20 protein-coding genes are annotated in these 17,718 nt (G+C 40.9%); 4 read left to right on the top strand and 16 right to left on the bottom strand.

Features of this window, described 5'->3' with window-relative positions; all coding sequences use genetic code 11:
* Positions 1 to 126 precede the first annotated feature (126 nt).
* Positions 127 to 999, top strand: a complete 873-nt coding sequence (locus FTT71_RS00675; protein ID WP_096902520.1) for an ATP-binding protein — start codon at positions 127 to 129, stop codon at positions 997 to 999.
* A 76-nt stretch (positions 1,000 to 1,075) separates the two neighbouring features.
* On the opposite strand, the gene FTT71_RS00680 is transcribed toward FTT71_RS00675, so the two are convergent.
* Positions 1,076 to 1,387 carry a hypothetical protein gene (locus tag FTT71_RS00680; RefSeq protein WP_104851815.1) on the bottom strand — a complete coding sequence of 104 codons (312 nt, stop codon included), beginning with the start codon at positions 1,385 to 1,387 and terminating at the stop codon, positions 1,076 to 1,078.
* A 354-nt stretch (positions 1,388 to 1,741) separates the two neighbouring features.
* On the opposite strand from FTT71_RS00680, the gene FTT71_RS00685 reads away from it, so the two are divergent.
* Positions 1,742 to 1,999: an EexN family lipoprotein gene (locus tag FTT71_RS00685; protein WP_004971457.1), complete on the top strand. Its 258-nt coding sequence runs from the start codon at positions 1,742 to 1,744 to the stop codon at positions 1,997 to 1,999.
* 95 nt (positions 2,000 to 2,094) lie between these two features.
* Here the strand turns inward: FTT71_RS00685 and tsaD are convergent, their stop codons facing one another.
* Positions 2,095 to 3,111, bottom strand: a complete 1,017-nt coding sequence (gene tsaD / locus FTT71_RS00690; protein ID WP_004971458.1) for a tRNA (adenosine(37)-N6)-threonylcarbamoyltransferase complex transferase subunit TsaD — start codon at positions 3,109 to 3,111, stop codon at positions 2,095 to 2,097.
* 146 nt (positions 3,112 to 3,257) lie between these two features.
* Between tsaD and rpsU the strand changes: the two genes are divergently transcribed.
* The gene (gene rpsU, locus FTT71_RS00695; protein WP_001136722.1) at positions 3,258 to 3,473 is read left to right on the top strand and encodes a 30S ribosomal protein S21; all 216 of its coding nucleotides are present in this window, start codon (positions 3,258 to 3,260) and stop codon (positions 3,471 to 3,473) included.
* A gap of 31 nt (positions 3,474 to 3,504) precedes the next feature.
* Entirely contained in the window at positions 3,505 to 3,951 is a 447-nt protein-coding gene (locus FTT71_RS00700) for a GatB/YqeY domain-containing protein (RefSeq protein WP_154321276.1), read from the top strand.
* 153 nt (positions 3,952 to 4,104) lie between these two features.
* Here FTT71_RS00700 and FTT71_RS00705 read toward each other — a convergent pair whose 3' ends face one another.
* The 14 genes from FTT71_RS00705 to FTT71_RS00770 all read right to left on the bottom strand — a co-directional run bounded on the left by FTT71_RS00705 (position 4,105) and on the right by FTT71_RS00770 (position 17,551).
* On the bottom strand, positions 4,105 to 4,467 hold the full coding sequence (locus FTT71_RS00705) for a hypothetical protein (protein ID WP_004971462.1): 363 nt from the start codon (positions 4,465 to 4,467) through the stop codon (positions 4,105 to 4,107).
* A gap of 60 nt (positions 4,468 to 4,527) precedes the next feature.
* Complete coding sequence (locus FTT71_RS00710) at positions 4,528 to 4,902, bottom strand: GFA family protein (RefSeq protein ID WP_096902524.1); 375 nt, start codon at positions 4,900 to 4,902, stop codon at positions 4,528 to 4,530.
* 48 nt (positions 4,903 to 4,950) lie between these two features.
* Positions 4,951 to 6,387, bottom strand: a complete 1,437-nt coding sequence (locus FTT71_RS00715; RefSeq protein ID WP_179989747.1) for a M48 family metalloprotease — start codon at positions 6,385 to 6,387, stop codon at positions 4,951 to 4,953.
* Between the two features lie 105 nt (positions 6,388 to 6,492).
* Positions 6,493 to 7,467, bottom strand: a complete 975-nt coding sequence (locus FTT71_RS00720; protein WP_180160652.1) for a D-glycerate dehydrogenase — start codon at positions 7,465 to 7,467, stop codon at positions 6,493 to 6,495.
* Positions 7,468 to 7,530: 63 nt separating this feature from the next.
* Entirely contained in the window at positions 7,531 to 8,181 is a 651-nt protein-coding gene (locus tag FTT71_RS00725; RefSeq protein ID WP_180160653.1) for a hypothetical protein, read from the bottom strand.
* Between the two features lie 170 nt (positions 8,182 to 8,351).
* Complete coding sequence (locus tag FTT71_RS00730) at positions 8,352 to 10,241, bottom strand: M48 family metallopeptidase (protein ID WP_180160654.1); 1,890 nt, start codon at positions 10,239 to 10,241, stop codon at positions 8,352 to 8,354.
* A gap of 96 nt (positions 10,242 to 10,337) precedes the next feature.
* Positions 10,338 to 11,876, bottom strand: coding sequence for an amidophosphoribosyltransferase (purF, locus tag FTT71_RS00735; protein WP_096902526.1), 1,539 nt, complete (start codon positions 11,874 to 11,876; stop codon positions 10,338 to 10,340).
* 25 nt (positions 11,877 to 11,901) lie between these two features.
* A complete protein-coding gene (locus FTT71_RS00740) occupies positions 11,902 to 12,483 on the bottom strand; it encodes a CvpA family protein (RefSeq protein WP_004971476.1) in 582 nt (193 codons plus the stop codon).
* Between the two features lie 3 nt (positions 12,484 to 12,486).
* The gene (locus FTT71_RS00745) at positions 12,487 to 13,488 is read right to left on the bottom strand and encodes a quinone-dependent dihydroorotate dehydrogenase (protein ID WP_179989335.1); all 1,002 of its coding nucleotides are present in this window, start codon (positions 13,486 to 13,488) and stop codon (positions 12,487 to 12,489) included.
* 111 nt (positions 13,489 to 13,599) lie between these two features.
* Positions 13,600 to 14,079, bottom strand: a complete 480-nt coding sequence (gene gspM / locus FTT71_RS00750) for a type II secretion system protein GspM (protein ID WP_179988424.1) — start codon at positions 14,077 to 14,079, stop codon at positions 13,600 to 13,602.
* A complete protein-coding gene (gspL, locus tag FTT71_RS00755) occupies positions 14,079 to 15,218 on the bottom strand; it encodes a type II secretion system protein GspL (protein ID WP_179989334.1) in 1,140 nt (379 codons plus the stop codon). Before gspL ends, gspM begins: the two co-directional genes overlap by 1 nt.
* Positions 15,219 to 15,264: 46 nt before the next feature.
* Positions 15,265 to 15,720, bottom strand: a complete 456-nt coding sequence (locus FTT71_RS00760) for a histidine phosphatase family protein (RefSeq protein WP_004971483.1) — start codon at positions 15,718 to 15,720, stop codon at positions 15,265 to 15,267.
* Positions 15,721 to 15,874: 154 nt separating this feature from the next.
* Positions 15,875 to 16,948, bottom strand: coding sequence for an NAD(P)H-dependent glycerol-3-phosphate dehydrogenase (locus tag FTT71_RS00765; RefSeq protein WP_178318507.1), 1,074 nt, complete (start codon positions 16,946 to 16,948; stop codon positions 15,875 to 15,877).
* Between the two features lie 27 nt (positions 16,949 to 16,975).
* Entirely contained in the window at positions 16,976 to 17,551 is a 576-nt protein-coding gene (locus tag FTT71_RS00770; protein ID WP_104851808.1) for a nitroreductase, read from the bottom strand.
* Positions 17,552 to 17,718: the final 167 nt, after the last annotated feature.

Here is a 17,718-nt window from a genome sequence, read left to right on the forward strand (position 1 = left end):
CAACAATATCTAAAAAATTGTAATACGCGTCAATGACTCGATTCACACTTTGATTGTCAAATCTAGGTCAATTGCGCTAGTCTTAAAGTGTAGCAATCTGATCTGCATTTTTTAAGCTGAATTATCATGGCAAACCTAGATTTACCCGACAACATCTTATTATCACTTTCTCATGTACTCCAACAACTACAGCAAAGTTTACCTGCTTTAAAACAAGAAACCGACTTTTCCGCCATCGCATTCAAATGGCAAGATCGACAATTGATAGCGATTCAACAACCAAGAAAAATTGATTTAGATGATTTAAAAGGCATCGAAAAGCAAAAAGAAAAAGTCATTCAAAACACCTTGCAGTTTTTAAATGGCTTACCTGCCAATGATGTGTTACTTACAGGCTCACGCGGTACGGGAAAATCATCTATTGTACGTGCCCTATTGACCGAGTATGCCAATCAAGGATTACGTTTAATTGAAATTGAACGCGATGATTTGTCTGAATTGCCAGAAATTCAAAAAATCATTCAGCATCGTCCTGAAAAATTTATTGTCTACTGTGATGATCTAGCTTTTAACGCAGAAGATGAAAATTATCGTAGTTTAAAAAGTGTTTTAGATGGTTCATTACAATCAGGTTCCAGTAATTTTATTATTTATGCAACCAGTAACAGACGTCATCTATTACCTGAATTTATGCATGAAAATACACCTGTCACTCGTGTAGATGTACCGCAATATACTGAGTTGCATCCTCAAGAAGCAATTGAAGAGAAAATTTCACTGTCTGATCGCTTTGGTCTATGGCTGTCGTTTTATCCAATGGATCAAAATCTATATTTAGAAATTGTGGAGCATTATTTACACAAAGCCGAAATGCCAATGACTGCCGAAGTACGTGCAGAAGCATTAAGATGGTGTCAGGCACGTGGACAGCGTTCAGGGCGTGCTGCCTATCAATTTTCTAAACACTGGATTGGCTCGCAGCAACTTAAAGCACTTTAAATATTTTAATGGGTTGTTTGCATATAGAAGATAGTCAGCAACCCACTCTATTTAAACGCGCTAAATGACTGAGCGACTACTGACCTTGTTCTGCAGCAATCCGTGCCAATGTGTCTTTATAAAATTCTTCGCCATGCGCCTGCATTTCTGCCACAGTCGGCTCTCCTACATATACTTCTTGCGGTACTGTCGCTTCAGGTGTGATAGCCGAAGGATGAGTTGCTACAGTAGTCAAACGAGTCGGTACTTCGACCTGTTGGGCTGTCACTGAACTCGGCTGATTTTCTGTACTATTTATATTTTGCTGTATTGACTCAGCGCCCTCGCAAGCGGTCAATACCATCATCCCCATCACACAAATAATGCAAAATGTATTTTTAAATCGCATGTTTATCTCAATTAGTTTTATATTAAATATCTACCAAAAATCATAGTTTAAAGTTGAAAACACAACAATTGGACAGGATTCACAGATTTAAATACTGCTGTCAGCTACTTTATGGATTTCTATAAATTGTAGGATGAGTGCACAAAAAAAATAAAGCAGTTCTATTTGAAACCAATACGTGAAATAAAGTTTGGGATAGAATATGACTATAAAACTTCAAAAAAATTAAAAATATTTATATTGCAATTATTTAATTTTACTTAATAAGATCAACTTTAGTCCATTGTATTATTTTATGAACCCATTATTCGCTTAAGATGCAATCTCTTTAAAACAAACAACGGTTAAAAAATAATGTTTAAATTTAAAAATTTGTTAATTACAGTAAGTTTAATTACAACGCTTACAGCATGTACACAAGTGAAAACGCAAGAGTATTATGCCGAGAACTTAGATGAAGCTAAAAAAGTTTTGCAGAAGTGCGAAGAAATGGCCAATCAAGGTAAATCACTAGAAGGTAAAAAATTAGAAAACTGTACAAATGCAGGGAATGCTGTGATGCAAGGCATGATGAAAGATCTTACCAAAGGTTTAATGGACGCAGTTCGCTAAGTCTTAAGTATTCGTTTCTAATATTAATGTAAAAATTTAGCATATAAAGTCAGAGGCAGATTATTGCCTCTGATTGATTTTATGCTACGAACAACTTAACCCGCAGTTGGATTGGTAAGCTCCGTCATTGGCCAACGTGGTGTAGTCGTAACCGATAAACCATCTTGCTGCCCTGCTTTTAAACGCTGATAGCCCGCAAAAGCAATCATTGCACCATTGTCGGTGCACAATGCAGGTTCTGCATAATAAACCGTTGCACGAATTTTAGCTAAATCTGCTTCTAAACGCTCACGTAACCGAGTATTTGCACTCACCCCACCCGCGATCACCAAGCGTTTTAAACCTGTTTGTTTTAAAGCTTTTACCGATTTTTTCACCAAAGTATCAACAATCGCTTCTTGGAAACTTGCCGCAATATCGGCATCACGGTTTTCATCACCTAACTTTTTCATTTGTACTGAAACCGCAGTTTTTAAACCGCTAAATGAAAATTCTAAGCCTTGGTGCAACATTGGACGTGGAAATTCAAAAGCTTTGGCATCGCCTTGTTCAGCTAGTTTGGCGATATTTGGCCCACCCGGATACGGTAAACCCATCATTTTGGCAACTTTGTCAAAAGCCTCGCCTGCAGCATCATCAATCGACTCGCCTAACAATTCATATTGGCCAATGCCATAAGCTGCCATGAGCTGTGTATGTCCACCCGAAACCAATAAAGCGACAAACGGAAATTCTGGCGGTGTCGCAGACAATAATGGTGCAAGCATGTGCCCTTCCATGTGATGCACCCCAATTGCAGGTTTATTTAAGGCAAAAGCTAAAGTTCGTCCAAATAATGCGCCTGTCATGAGTGCGCCCATTAGCCCCGGCCCACGGGTATAAGCCACTGCATCAATTTCAGATTTTTTGACTTGGCTCTGCTCAAGCAATTGATTGATTAAAGGAATAAGTTTGCGCACATGGTCACGTGAAGCCAGTTCGGGTACCACACCACCATACTCTGCATGCAATTTAATTTGGCTATACAGTACTTGCCCGCGCAAACCTAACTCGCTGTCATACAGTGCAAGTCCTGTTTCATCACAAGATGTTTCTAAGCCTAAAACGATCATTAAATTGCCTATAACCTGTATCAATTCTATTGCGAAACCTATTATAGACTTGTGATATGAGATGTAAATGAGTAAAATACTGACCTTCACTTGTGATCGTGGGCAATTTCGCCCAGATCTTATCCATAACTTAATGAGGATTCTTCATGCCACAAGTTAAATTGAAAGAAGGCGAACCAGTAGACGTAGCTATCCGTCGTTTCAAACGTTCTTGCGAAAAAGCAGGTGTTTTAGCTGACGTACGTAAGCGTGAATTCTACGAAAAACCAACTCAAGAACGTAAGCGCAAAAAAGCTGCTGCTGTTAAACGCTACCAAAAGAAATTGGCGCGTGAATCAGTACGTACTACTCGCCTTTACTAATTAATTTGTGATTGCCTGTCTGGATTAAATGATGACGACTTTGAAAAACCAAATTACTGACGTTTTGAAAGCGACAATGCGCGCCAAAGAAATGCATAAGTTAACGGTAATTCGTAGTCTACAGGCGGCAATTAAGCAAATCGAAGTCGATGAGCGCAAAGAGCTTGACGATGCTCAGGTTCTTGCGGTCATTGAAAAGCAAATTAAACAACGTAAAGAATCGGTTAAAGCCTTTGAAGGCGCTGGCCGAGAAGATTTAGCTAGTAAGGAACAAGCCGAAATTGAGGTGTTATCTCAGTTTCTACCAGAAGCTATGACTGAGGAAGAACTTGATTCCATGATTGCGCAAACCATTGAAGCGCAACAAGCTACTAGCATGAAAGATATGGGTAAGGTGATGAACTCTCTGCGTCCGCTCATAGCCGGGCGCGCCGATCCTGCTCAAGTATCTGCCAAAATTAAAGCCAAATTAAGCTAATTAGCTCACCCCAAATTTGTGCTTCTCCGAACACTGATTTAAATGTCAGATTAAGCCCGCTTTAATCTTTCTATCTAATGCTATTAAGTAAAATGCTAAACCTAGGATGAGATAGATTATCTATTCACCCTTAGACACTTCTGCTTTAACTTTTTACTTTAAATCGCAGTTCACTTGATATTTTTTCAGTAATTGCATTTCTTTAGATGTGCTGACCTGCTGAATCACGTCCTGTTTATTAATATTCTGATAACGACGATCCAAATAGGCACGGTTTTCATCTGCTGCCTGATATAAACGATCAACATAACGACTAACAATGCCGCAAAACTGCTGCTGTTGCTGCGGATTAAAACCCTGCTGTTGTGGGTTTAAGCCTCGTAAAAACTGTCGGGTATCTTGTTTATATTGCGCATTAATTTCTTCAACAGCCAACACATACTGCTCTGCACTCGCAGCATAGACATTTTGCAAGGTCATCCCCAAAGTAAGGCATAAATAAATATATTTTTTCATTTTCAAGTCAGGGTCGTTTCAACTCAAGTTCTATTTTAGCATTGTATATTCGGTGAATAACTATTCACACGACTCAATTGCCAAAAAGTTGGGTTTGTATTGCGCAAATGCTTGCTCACATGGTTCGGGAACTTTGCCTTGAGTCACTGTCCCTAAGCGTAAGCGAATAATATCGGGTAAATCTAGCCGATAAGAATAAATCGGGCTGCCACACTCCTGACAAAATACCCGTGCTTTATTGGGACTATGAAAATATTCTTTTAGATATTTTAAGCCACGCACCACTTCAAAATGTTCGCGTGCCACTGGACTATTCCATCCCATAATACCGCCTTGCGCACGACGGCAATGCTGGCAAAAACATAATATTGTTTTTTCAATTTCGGCATGGTAACGGTAATACACCGCACCACATAAACATTGTCCCTCAATCATTCTTAAACTCCTTTTCTTTATTGTTATGCCACCGTATGTACGCCCGACTTATATTTTTAACTGTCGTTCTCTTTGCATTTCAGTCACACGGTTTTTTATATTTGCCGACATCGCCTGATTGTCTTTGGCTAAACGCTGCGCGTGCAGTAATGATTTAATTGCCTCTTCTTCCCAACCTGACCAATACTGTACTTCTGCACGATACCGTAACACATTTACCGTGCGTAATGCAGAGCTTCGGTCTACATTTGCCGCTTGCTGCATTAAATTCCATGCCGATAAATCACGTGGATTTTTTTGCAAGAAATCCTTCAAAATACTTTCTGCTTGCGTAGTTTGATTTTGACGAATCAAAACCTCGGCCCATTTATAATTCAGCGCACGATTTTCAGGCATAATTCGCGCAGGTGAACCAATTGTTTTGAGCGCTAAATCAATTTTATTTTGCCCTAAATAAATGTCAGTTTGAATAAGTGTCAATAAATTATGTAAACGATTGTGACTTTTGGCCTGATCTATACTTTGTTGCGCCAAAACAAAATCGCCTTGCTGGCTATAAAAATAAGCCAAAGCCAAATTCGCCGCAAAATGGTTACGGGTTGCAAATGCTTTAAGCTGCTGTTCTGTCGCCTGCTGCGAAACCACCAAACTATATAACTTTAAAATCTCAAAGTCTTCATCACGCAGCGAGGTTGGCACTGGTGGCAATTGATTGGCACGTAAACGCGCCTCACTCATCCGCTCTGTGGTTAAGGGATGGGTAAACCAAAAGTCAGGTAAGAAGCTCACTCGACTCGTAGTACGGTGCATCACCTCAAAAAAGTCTGCCATGCTTTGTGGGTTATAGCCTGCGCTATACATATATTGCATGCCAATACGGTCTGCTTCACGTTCCTGATTACGGCTATAAGTCAATTGCTGATCCATTAAAGCGGCTTGAGAACCCATCATCACCGCTGCGCCTGCATCACCATCGGCTTGTGAGGCAACCAATGCACCAACCACAACCCCAGCCAGTGCCAACAAACCCTGTCCTTTAAATGCCTCTTGGGATCGGCTGTAATGACGTTGCGACACATGGGCAATTTCATGCGCCATCACACCCGCAACTTCATCCATATTGCGGGCAGAATTAATGAGACCTGTGTTTAGCGCAAATAAACCGCCTGGCACAGCAAAAGCATTAATTTGTGGATCATTGATAATGAGTAGCCCAATGGGTTGCCCCAACTGAGTTTGGCTGAGTAGATGCGAAAATGTATTGATTAATTGATCTTCCAACCACGGGTTTTGCGTGACAGGCATTTTACGCTGCACTTCCCGATAGACTTTTTCACCAATACTGCGTTCTTTTTGCTGATCAATTAATCCCACACCACTACCTATTTCAGGCACATTAAATTGTGGTGTGGTGGTTAAATTGGCACTTTGGGTTGTCGCAATACTGGCAAAACTCAAACCGCAAATCAGTAATAGACGTTTCAATGGATGATCTCAAATACATATCTTGCATAATGATTCACTATAACATTGAAAAATGAACGCATTTGCAATGATGTGTTATCAATTTTTACCAAATCATCTTTAACTTTAAAGCGTATAGCATGCAGGATTGACCACATATTGCGGACAACGCCTTTCCAACGCATCAACCAAATTTTTATAGGCCAAATTTGCCATTTTTTTTCGAGTTGCTGCGGTTGCCGAACCAATATGTGGCAAAGTCACGACATTATCTAACTCAAATAATGGCGATTCTTGCAGTGGTTCTTTGTCATAGACATCCAAAGCCGCGGCAAAAATTTTGCCTGCTTGTAAGGTCTGAATAAGTGCCTGCTCATCAATGACTGAACCACGCGAAATATTGACCAAAATTGCATGTGACTGCATTAAATCAAGTTCACGCTGACCAATTAAGGCTTTAGAGTCTGCATTTAAATCGACTGCCAGTACCACAAAATCAGACTGTTGCAGCAATTCATCCAGACTTAAATATTCCGCATTGAATGCCTGCGCCACTTCCATTTTTTCACGACGATTGTGGTACACCACCTTCATATTAAAACCATGAAATGCTCGACGTGCGATAGCAGCACCAATATGCCCCAAACCTACAATACCGATAGTTTTACCATAAATATCCCGTCCAAACTGCGCTGCACCTACGGTACGTTTCCACTGCCCTTGTTTGGTCCATCGATCTAAATACGGGACTTGCCGTGCGGCACTCATTAGCAAGGTAAAGGCTAAATCCGCTGTGGTTTCAGTCAAGACATGCGGTGTATGGCAAAGACTAATCTTTTGTTGAGTTAAATAATCTACATCATAGTTGTCGTAACCGACACTTACACTCGAAATCACTTTGAGTTTAGTCGCAGTATGCAAGTTGCTTTGATTAAGCAAGCGCCCTGCACCAATCATGCCATCCGCATCTTGCACATGCTCAAGCAACTGTTGATTCACGTCACCCAACTTCGGGCTGACCTGCACCACCTGATAATCTTGCTCTAGCTTACTTAAAATTTCTGCATCAATTTGACTAAACACTACCACTTTTTTACGCATGATTATCCCTGTTTCGTGTCTACAATTGCTTGTATATGTAGAGTTTTAAATATCTGAATTGACTTAGGCTTTAGGCTGTAACGATGTGATTTGTATCGCATCCCACAGACTTTTTTTCAACAGCGGTTGATCTAACATCTCTTGCAAGCTGGCTAAATGCAAACATTGTTCAGATTTAAAATGTGGTAATTGACCTAAAATCAGCATGTTTTTATCTGTGCTCAAGACATCAACAAAACCTTGCACATAATTTTCTACCCCGATGCCGTCTTGTAATACTTCTAAAGCAAAAGGCCATTGCAATACGTGATATTCGGCCTGTAGCGCATGTTGAATATTACGCCACAATTGTTGCTGTTCCTGACTCAAGGTAGTGCTTTCTACCAAAATGACACAATGTGGCAACTGCAAAGCTTCAATACTAAATGCTTCAATTTGCAGCATGACACGCGCTTCAGGAACAACTTCTGGCGCGGCCGCTTCAACTGTCGTATGTTGCGGAGATGGTTCTTGCTTAGGCTTTTCGTGAATAATCGACTGTTGTTGTTTTAATTGTTGAGGTACTGCAGCAGGAACAATAATTTCGCTGTGTATTTCAGGTGCAGCTTGGTCGCGCCAAACCGATGATTGTGGCAAAGTTTGAGACACAGCCATTCTGGAAACCCAAATATCGATTCCCAAACTGGCTAAAATGTCACGCTGATGCCCCATCATGTTTATCATCACCTATCTAATTTTTCGCTGCACGTATTTATCACAGAACAACATGCAAGATAGCACCTATTCTACCTAGAAAGGCTGCACAATGCTGTGCTTTCTTTCACCCAATCTGACCTATTCGTATTTTTTCAAAATCTGCTTTAAACACACCTAGTCAATCAGTGTCACACAATCATCAAACTGTTTTGTTTTTGCATTTGCTCGACAATTTCTTCGGTTTTAAAACCTAAACGCCAATAGAGCAACTCCAAAACATCCAATTCATCTTGGGTGATAATACGGTCATTCCACAAACAAATTTCAGCAATGCCTAACACCATCAGTCGATCACGCAGCAGCAAACCTGCCATATCATTTAAAATTTCTGATAAATCAATCGGTTCATCTGAAATTTCTTCATAATCAATCAATTCATCTGCAGTTAAAACACGTTCTAAAATACGTTCACGTACATCTAACTGATTAACACTATTAATTTGCTGCACATGCAATAAAGCATCGATTAAACGTACAATTTGCGGTTTAACTTCGTGTAACGCTGCAGGTGTATGTAAAGGCAGCAAGTTCAATTCAAACTTAATACGTTCAAGCAGCAAGGCATCCAACAAACCAATCTCGCCATCTTCCTGAATGATTTTTGCCAATTTGGTTAGAAACTGCCGTGCGATACTCAGCGGCATACCACCAATATTTTTACACGCTTCATGGAAAATCGAGATATGTACTCGCCCATCCAAATGTAATAAAGCATCTACAATTGCACGACTCACTTCTGCTTCAGCAGGAATAAATTCACGATATTGGCGAATCATCAAAATAGCGACAATCACCTCACGCGAACCCGTTGCCGTTTGTAAGGCACGCTGAATTAGCTCTGGACGCGGCATGTTATTGCGAATTTCAGGCTTGAGTGGCTTAATTGCATCATTAATTGCAAAGCTAATCGGCGACAAGCGCAGCAAAGGCAAAGGTTGCGGCGAGCTCCACGGCGCATAATATTCAGCATTCATTTCTTCTAACGAGCGAAATAGGCTAAACAAAGGCTGATTGCGTAAACGCTTCAAATTTTCGAGTTGTAAGTCTTGTACCAAGGTTGGATCAAGCTCAAAAATACGGGCTTCAATACTTGGATGAATGTTCATCCAGCTTTGCGGACTGAGCGAGTTAGCAAAGCACATGTGGGAAATAGATTCTGAATATTCACTATGAATTTGCGACCCTGCATGATGCACATAAATTCGCAGCAAAGTTTGAATATTGGCATTATTTTGAATCAAACGTTTGGTTTTTAAATCATTTTTAAAGGTACGTCCGCTTAGACTAATATATTTAATTAAGCGGGTAATCAACACGCCCAAGCTACCAAACAACCAGATACCACCACCTATAGCAACAAAAAAAGTCGCTAACTTATGTGGCGGTGCATCACGATGTTGTCCAAAGCCAAGTTTGGCGATGCTACTGCCCCACTTACTAAACGTGGTTAGGCTACTGTAGAGGATTTTAAGCTTGGTATTATCAATGGTTTCACCACTTAAAATATGGTTAAACTCATGGCTGAGTAGTCCATAAAGCTCTTGCTCATCCAAGTTTTGCAAAGCACCCCAAGTCAAAATAATCACAATATCTTTATGACTAAAGCCTGCAGTGAGGGCATTTACCCCAATTTCATCGGGCAATACATATACAGTAGGCGCTGGGATTTGAAAGGTATCGGCCAATTGTTCGGTCAGTTTAAGTGCGGTACTTTCTTCTGGGGTACTTTCGAACTGGGTTAAACGACGCGCACCCAATTGTTTTGCCAAAGAATGACCGCCTGAGCGAAAAACGTAAAATTCCAAAATAACGGATACAGTCATAATCAACACCAAGACCGTAATCCAGTATGGACTTAGACTGTGCCAATAGATGGATTGGCTTGAATCGACATAATAGACCAACAGACCCAAAACTGTGTTTAAGATAAACAGGGTCAAAGCGACTGCAACCAAACATAAAATTGCAGACCAAATCATATTTTTGTTTTTAATCAAGTAACTACTCACAGACCTCAATGTAAACATCCTGAATTACATTGTATTTGAGCCACCATCATAAATGAAAAAAGCGGGAATTTCCCGCTTTTCTCACTGAGCTGATCAGAAAAAGAATTAACTCTCTTTTACACCAGTTAAGTCTACTGACGCAGCATCAATATTGACATCAATATAACCATCTTTGCCTTTTTTAGCCAAGTCGTTGCGCTTTTGCTCAAGATCATTCAGATAAGCTTCGTCAATTCCGCCAGCTACATACACGCCATCAAATACTGAACAATCGAATTCAGTTAAATGCGGTACTTTATGGGTACGAACGGCTTGTTTTAAATCTTCTAAATCTTGGAAAATTAAACGGTCTGCACCAATAATTTCACGAATTTCTTCGACATTACGGTTAGACGCGATTAATTCATCTTTGGCTGGCATATCAATACCATACACGTTTGGATATTTCACCATTGGCGCTGCAGAAGCAAAGAATACTTTTTTCGCCCCAGCATCACGTGCCATTTGAATAATTTCGTTACAGGTCGTACCACGGACAATCGAGTCATCCACCAACAGTACATTTTTGCCTTTAAACTCAAGCTCTACAGGGTTCAGTTTTTGGCGCACTGATTTTTTACGCAATTGCTGACCTGGCATAATAAAGGTACGTCCGATATAGCGGTTTTTCATAAAACCTTCACGGAATTTAACCCCTAAAGTATTTGCCAATTCTAAAGCTGATGTACGTGATGTATCTGGAATTGGAATAACGACATCAATATCGTGTTGCTCGCCCCACTCTTGGGTAATTTTATGCGCCAGTTTTTCGCCCATTTTCAAACGCGCTTTGTACACTGAAATACCATCAATCGTCGCATCTGGACGAGCAAAATATACATATTCAAAAATACATGGGCGATATTCAGGTTTAGCTGCACATTGCTGGGTAAACAATTCACCTGCATCATTAATAAAAATCGCTTCGCCTGGCGCAATATCACGCTCAACTTTAAAGCCAAGTGCGGTAATTGCAACTGATTCTGATGCAATAATATATTCCATGCCCTGTTCAGTTTCACGTGAACCGTAAATCAATGGACGGATACCATTTGGATCACGGAAGCCAACCAAGCCTTGACCTGTAATCATAGCAACAACGCCATAAGCACCCTTACAACGCTCATGCACACGGCTGATCACATGAAAAATATCTTCTGAAGTTGGGTTTAATTTGCCACGTTTTTGCAATTCATGTGCAAATACGTTCAATAACACTTCTGAGTCAGAATCGGTGTTCATGTGACGTAAATCTGTTTTAAACAGATCTTCGTGAATTTCTTCGGCATTGGTCAAATTGCCATTGTGTGCCAAAGTAATCCCGTACGGCGAGTTCACATAAAATGGCTGCGCTTCAGCACTGCTTGATGAACCTGCAGTTGGATAACGCACATGCCCAATACCATAATTACCTTGCAACGCACGCATGTGACGCGTATGGAATACATCACGCACCATACCGTTATCTTTACGCAAGAACAAACGCCCATTGTGGCAAGTTACGATCCCAGCTGCATCCTGTCCACGATGTTGTAACATCGTTAATGCATCAAACAACATTTGGTTAACAGGTGATTTACCAGCTATACCAACAACTCCACACATAGCAACCTCGCAGACCAGCTAGGGATTAATAAAAAGGATTATTCGTTGAGCCATCTGCGCCAGAGCGATTTTCTTTTGCGTCAGATGCGATGTCGGAAGATGGCGCGGCATCTTTCGACTTGATGTGCTGTAAAGCCTCATTGGCAGCGTCTTTGGACAGTTCTGTTGCCCACGGTGCATACGGCAATAAAGTTTGCACAAATTTAGACTGTTTCCAATAAGGCGAGCTTTCGACCCAAGGACCAATGCCTTGAATGGTAATAAGAACAATGAGTAAGCCTTTCAAGGTACCAAATGCACCGCCTGCCAAACGATTTAATGGGCCAAGTTTCAAGCTCTTTAAAACACCATTTAAAACAGCGGTTACAATCCAGGTCAGTACCACAATCACCAAGACAATAAATGCAAAGGCTGCAATTTTTTGTACCACAGGATCGCTACTGAGTGCTGTCATCGAAGGTGCTAGGACAACTGCATATTTTGCCGCAACAATTAGGGCAAAAATCCATCCTACCAAGTTCGCAAAGGCTTTAATAAATCCTTGTCGCAAACCGTTCAACCCTCCAATAAGCAAGAGAATCAGAATAACGATATCAATGGTATTCATAAGTTATAAGGCGTTCACACAATCTTGAACCAGCTCAGGACCTGCATAGATTAAACCACTATACACCTGAACCAAGCTTGCACCTGCATTTTTTTTGGCAACCGCTTGTTCGCCCGACAAAATGCCACCTACACCAATTAAAGGAATTTCACCTTTCAGTGCTGCTGAAAATGCTGCCAAACATGCAGTACTTTTTTCAAACACAGGCGCACCCGATAAACCACCTGCTTCATCGCCATGCGGCAAGTTTTCTACACCTTCGCGCGACAAAGTGGTATTGGTCACAATCAGACCATCAATTTTGAATTGCAATAATTGTTTGGCAATAAACTGAATATCTTCAGGGTCTAGATCTGGAGCAACTTTTAATACCAACGGCACATAATGTTGATGTTCTTCGGCTAACTCCAACTGACGCTGTTTGAGGGTTTGCAATAACTCAGTCAGCGCATCACCACTTTGCAAACTGCGCAAGTTTTTGGTATTCGGTGATGAAATGTTTACGGTGATATAAGAGGCATAGTTATAGACTTTTTCTAAACAAATCAGATAATCATCTACTGCATTTTCAACTGGCGTATCGGCATTTTTACCAATATTAATCCCCAAAATGCCTTTAAATTTTGCCGCTTTGACGTTTTCAATCAGCTGATCGACCCCATCATTATTAAAACCCATACGGTTAATAATGGCTTTGGCCTGCGGAATGCGGAATAAACGTGGATGCGGATTGCCCACTTGAGGACGTGGCGTAATGGTACCAATTTCAATAAACCCAAAGCCTAAACCAGCCAAGGCATCAATATACGCACCATTTTTGTCTAGACCTGCTGCCAAACCTACTGGATTAGGGAATTCAATTCCCATACACGTCACAGGTTTCGCTACAGTCTTTTGACGCATCAAGCCCATTTTATGGCTCGATTTCAATAGTGATAGTGTCAGCTCATGTGCACGCTCTGGTGCTAAAGAAAATAACAACGGGCGGGCTAGAGAATACAACATATCTGCAAAAGTCTACTGCTTTCTAAGTCGCCATATTATAGGCTTAGCCCAGTCAAAACGCTATGCTTGACATGGGTTTATTTTCCGAGTTTCGGACTTTATTTTTAACCTTTACTGGACTGTCGCTGTTAATTTAATCTGCCCTGCTTCAGAAATTAATTCCATTTTTTCAATACTTAAACCCATTTGCGCTAATTGGGTTAAAAAATTTGCCAACACGGCATAATTGACATGACTCGCTACAAGTTGCATCTTGTCACCACTTTGCTGCGAAGCAACCGATAAGCCTTGTTGCTGAGCCACACGCTGAATTTTATCGGCTGCACTGAGTTGAGCATCATTAGCTGGTTTCATTGTGACTGCATGACTTTGCATCACCACCACCAAATCTTTAAGATCATTCACCCGTTTTTGCTGTTTTTCGGCTGCGGCATGCATATACCACAATGCAGAACCCACCGCAGCAACGATCACAAAGATTGTGGTAAACACCACCAAAACACGCTCACGTGTATTTAAACGATCTAAATAATCTTGCACCAGTTCAATACGTTGATCGAACCAAGTCGACATTTTTTCCATGGCTTTCATTATTGTATTTTCACCAATCCTACTGCACCTGACGCGCTCGGCTGAATATTACCCAGCTCGACCTTAAAACCCTGCTGATTCAATTGCTGAGTGAGCGCTTGCAAGGTCGCTGCCGAATTAGCATTCAATTCCATGTTCAACATATTGGCATCAAAACTCACACGATTAGCCACAATTTGATTTTGCATCAACACAGGGCCAACACGACTGAGCAATTGCAGCGCTTGAGTATCTGCATTTTTACTCATGCGTACCTGACTTTCAAACTGGCTTTGAATATTTTGTTCGGTAATACGACTATTTGCACCAAACCAATATTGATATTGTTCTATGGCTTGAACCGCTGTTTGATCTGCTACTTTTTTAAGTTTGCTCCAACGCAGTGCATCATAGCTAAACTGTACAATTAAAATCCCAAGAAATACTGCTGCACAGGCTTTCCAATAACCTGAAACACCCGTGTCTTGCTTGGATTTTGGCAGCATATTGAATGGATGCTGTTTGGCTTTCACTAATGCAGGTACTACATAATGAAAGCTTTCTAATTGTTCTTGTGTTGCAAATGCTTCAATACTTTGCATTTGTTCTGCACTAAAGTTGGTGATTTTATAGTTTCGTTCTGCAGTTTGATAATCTAGATAAAGTGCCAGATCATCAACTGAATAACCTAAAAATTCACTTTCACGTACCAACAAGCGTCCGCAAATATTTCCAATCACCGTTTGCCCTGGTTCAGGTTGCGGCAAAATTAAAAAATCAGGTAACAATGCACTGATTTTAACTGGCAACAAACTTAATACATGCAAATAGGTTTCAATACTATGCTTGGCAACTCCCAGCACGGTTATTTGCTCAGGTGGCTGAAAATGATGAACCACCTGCATCGCATCAATTGGCAATACGGTATATTCTTCTAATAAATACTTCACGCCATCGGTACCCAATTGTTTATATTGAGCTTTAGGCAAAGTTTGTTGCATGATTTGCACATCACGGCTTGGGAAAAACACCACAGCATCTTTTCCTTGAAAAGCCTGCAATGCCTGAATCAAGGCATCAAGACTATCTGCCTCTGTCCAGTATTCCCCATTTGACCATTGCCAAACCCCATTGGCTTCTGGCATCCATAAATACAGCATTATTATCGTTCTACCGTTGAATTATATTTAACTTTATACATTTATTTTATGCGTTTGGAATAAAACTTTTGATTTGGGTTGAAAGCCCCGCAGCAATTACTGCCTGCTCATAAATCCGTGCTTCTGCCAAATGATAGGGATGGAATGATTCTGAAGTCAAAATCTCTGCCATGTGCGCCACTACATTCATGTGACACACCACTGCAATTGACTCATACGGCAATTGTGACAACCATTCCACAGCAACTTTTGCATCATCTTCAGGTTTAATGGTATTGCAGACCACCACAGGCACATCTTTAAAATATTGCTGCAAATGTGCCAAAGTTTCTTGTGCACGCAGTAAAGGACTGACTACAAACACATCGGGCTGAATGATATTTTTTAAATAATCTGCCGTTTCTTGTGCTTGTATATGACCACGCTCAGTCAATGGACGCTGATGATCATTGCCCATAATCGCAGGAGCGGCTTCACCATGACGAACAAGAGTCAGTTGCATAGAATTTCCCTATAGGATGATACACATTAAGTTGTGTCAATTTAACTCAAATTATGCGCTCAGTATAACCTGAGAATATGACAATTCAGTTCACCAAACTGTCATATTCCACGCAAGTTTTTACCTACTGTGGCGCAGTTTTATGGATGTAAAACTAAACTTGATGATGCGGCAAGACAAATTCCACATCACTGCGATGTCCATTTTTCATTAAAGACAGTGCAATATTCATAGGCGGCGCACCTTCAAAAATCACTTCATAAAGCGCACAAGTAATTGGCATATACACATCTAATTCATTCGAGCGCGCCCGCACTTGCACGATGGTATTAATCCCTTCGGCTGTTTGCCCCAATTCTTCTGTGGCTTGTTCCAAAGTTTTGCCTTTGCCCAATGCATAACCCACTTGATAGTTACGACTCAATGGACTGCTACACGTTGCAAATAAGTCACCGACACCAGACAACCCTAAGAAGGTCAATGGATTTGCACCAAGCTTAACCGCAAAACGACTCATTTCTGCCAAAGCGCGGGTTAAAATCATACTCTTAGTATTTTCACCCACGTTATAAGCGGCTGCCATGCCCATTGCCACAGCATAAATATTTTTTAGCGCACCGCCTAATTCCACACCATTCACATCATCGCTGGCAAAAACACGGAATAATGCACTGTGTAAAGCTTGCTGCACTGCATAACGCACCAATTCAGAATGACTGGCAATGACCGTACCTGCAGGCTGCCCCGCCACAATTTCTTTAGCAAGGTTTGGGCCAGACAATACGCCATACGGCACTTCAGGCAATTCTTCGCGGATAATATCGCTCATAAAACTAAAGGTTTTGGCTTCAATACCCTTGGTTAAAGACACCACTGCTTGCGCACTAATAAAAGGTTTAATTTGACGCAACACATCACGGAAAGAATGACTTGGAATAGCCACTAAAATAATGTCACGGTCACGAACTGCAGTTTCCAAATCTGAAACGGCTCTTAAACCCTGCTCCAACTGAAAATCTGGCAAATAACGTCGATTAATATGCGTTTCATTAATTTCTTTGGCAGTTGCTTCATCACGAATCCAAATCATCGTGTCGCAGCCATTACGCACTGCTGTATTGGCCATTGCTGTACCAAAACTGCCACCACCCAATACTGTAATACGTAACGCAGTTTTTCGATCTACTGCAACAGGTTCAACCAAATCGGTAAAATTTAATTCTGACATTATTGTTATATCCTAAAAAATAAAGACTTATGCGTTCCAATAACGAACATAAGCTTGCGTATTCAACTCAGTGCGGGCAGGAATGGCTTTGGCTGCTGTTCCCACATAAATAATGCCTGAAATTAAATCATCTGCATTTAAGTTTAAAGCTTGTTTCAGCAAGTTTGACTCAACGACTGCACCACTGCGCCACATACTGGCAAAACCCTGCGCCTGCAAAGACAATAAAAAGTTCTGTACCGCAGCACCTGTACTTAAAGTCTGCTCAAAACATGGCACTTTTGGATGATCCTGAAATTGTGTTAACGCCAATACTAAAAGTGGCGCACGAAATGGATGCTGTTTCACTCGCTCCAACTGAACCGCATCGGTTTCGCCCATGTCTGCCAAGGCTTGAGAAAGTAACTCACCAAATGCTGCACGTTGCTCGGCAGTAATCACCACAAAGCGCGTAGGTTTTAAACGATGATGATCTGGTGCGGTTAAAGCTGCCTGAAAAGCCATTTCTAGCTGCTCAGTATTTGGTGCAGGTTCAACTAACTGCCCCGTAGACTGACGTTGATGAATATTTTGATGAACGATTTCTACCGCTGTATCCGTCATTGACTTATATAACTATTTCAAAAAGCTCGGTTAAGATTAGCATAAACTCAAAAAATTGCGCTATTTCCGTATGCTTATTTGCAAGATTCTGATTAGGGTCTATATGTCTGCACTTTTAAGATGAACCTGCTCAGCACATCTAAACAATGATGCTTTGACGCATTCAT

This window comes from Acinetobacter sp. YH01004, assembly GCF_013420455.1.
Classification (GTDB): Bacteria; Pseudomonadota; Gammaproteobacteria; order Pseudomonadales; family Moraxellaceae; genus Acinetobacter; species Acinetobacter towneri.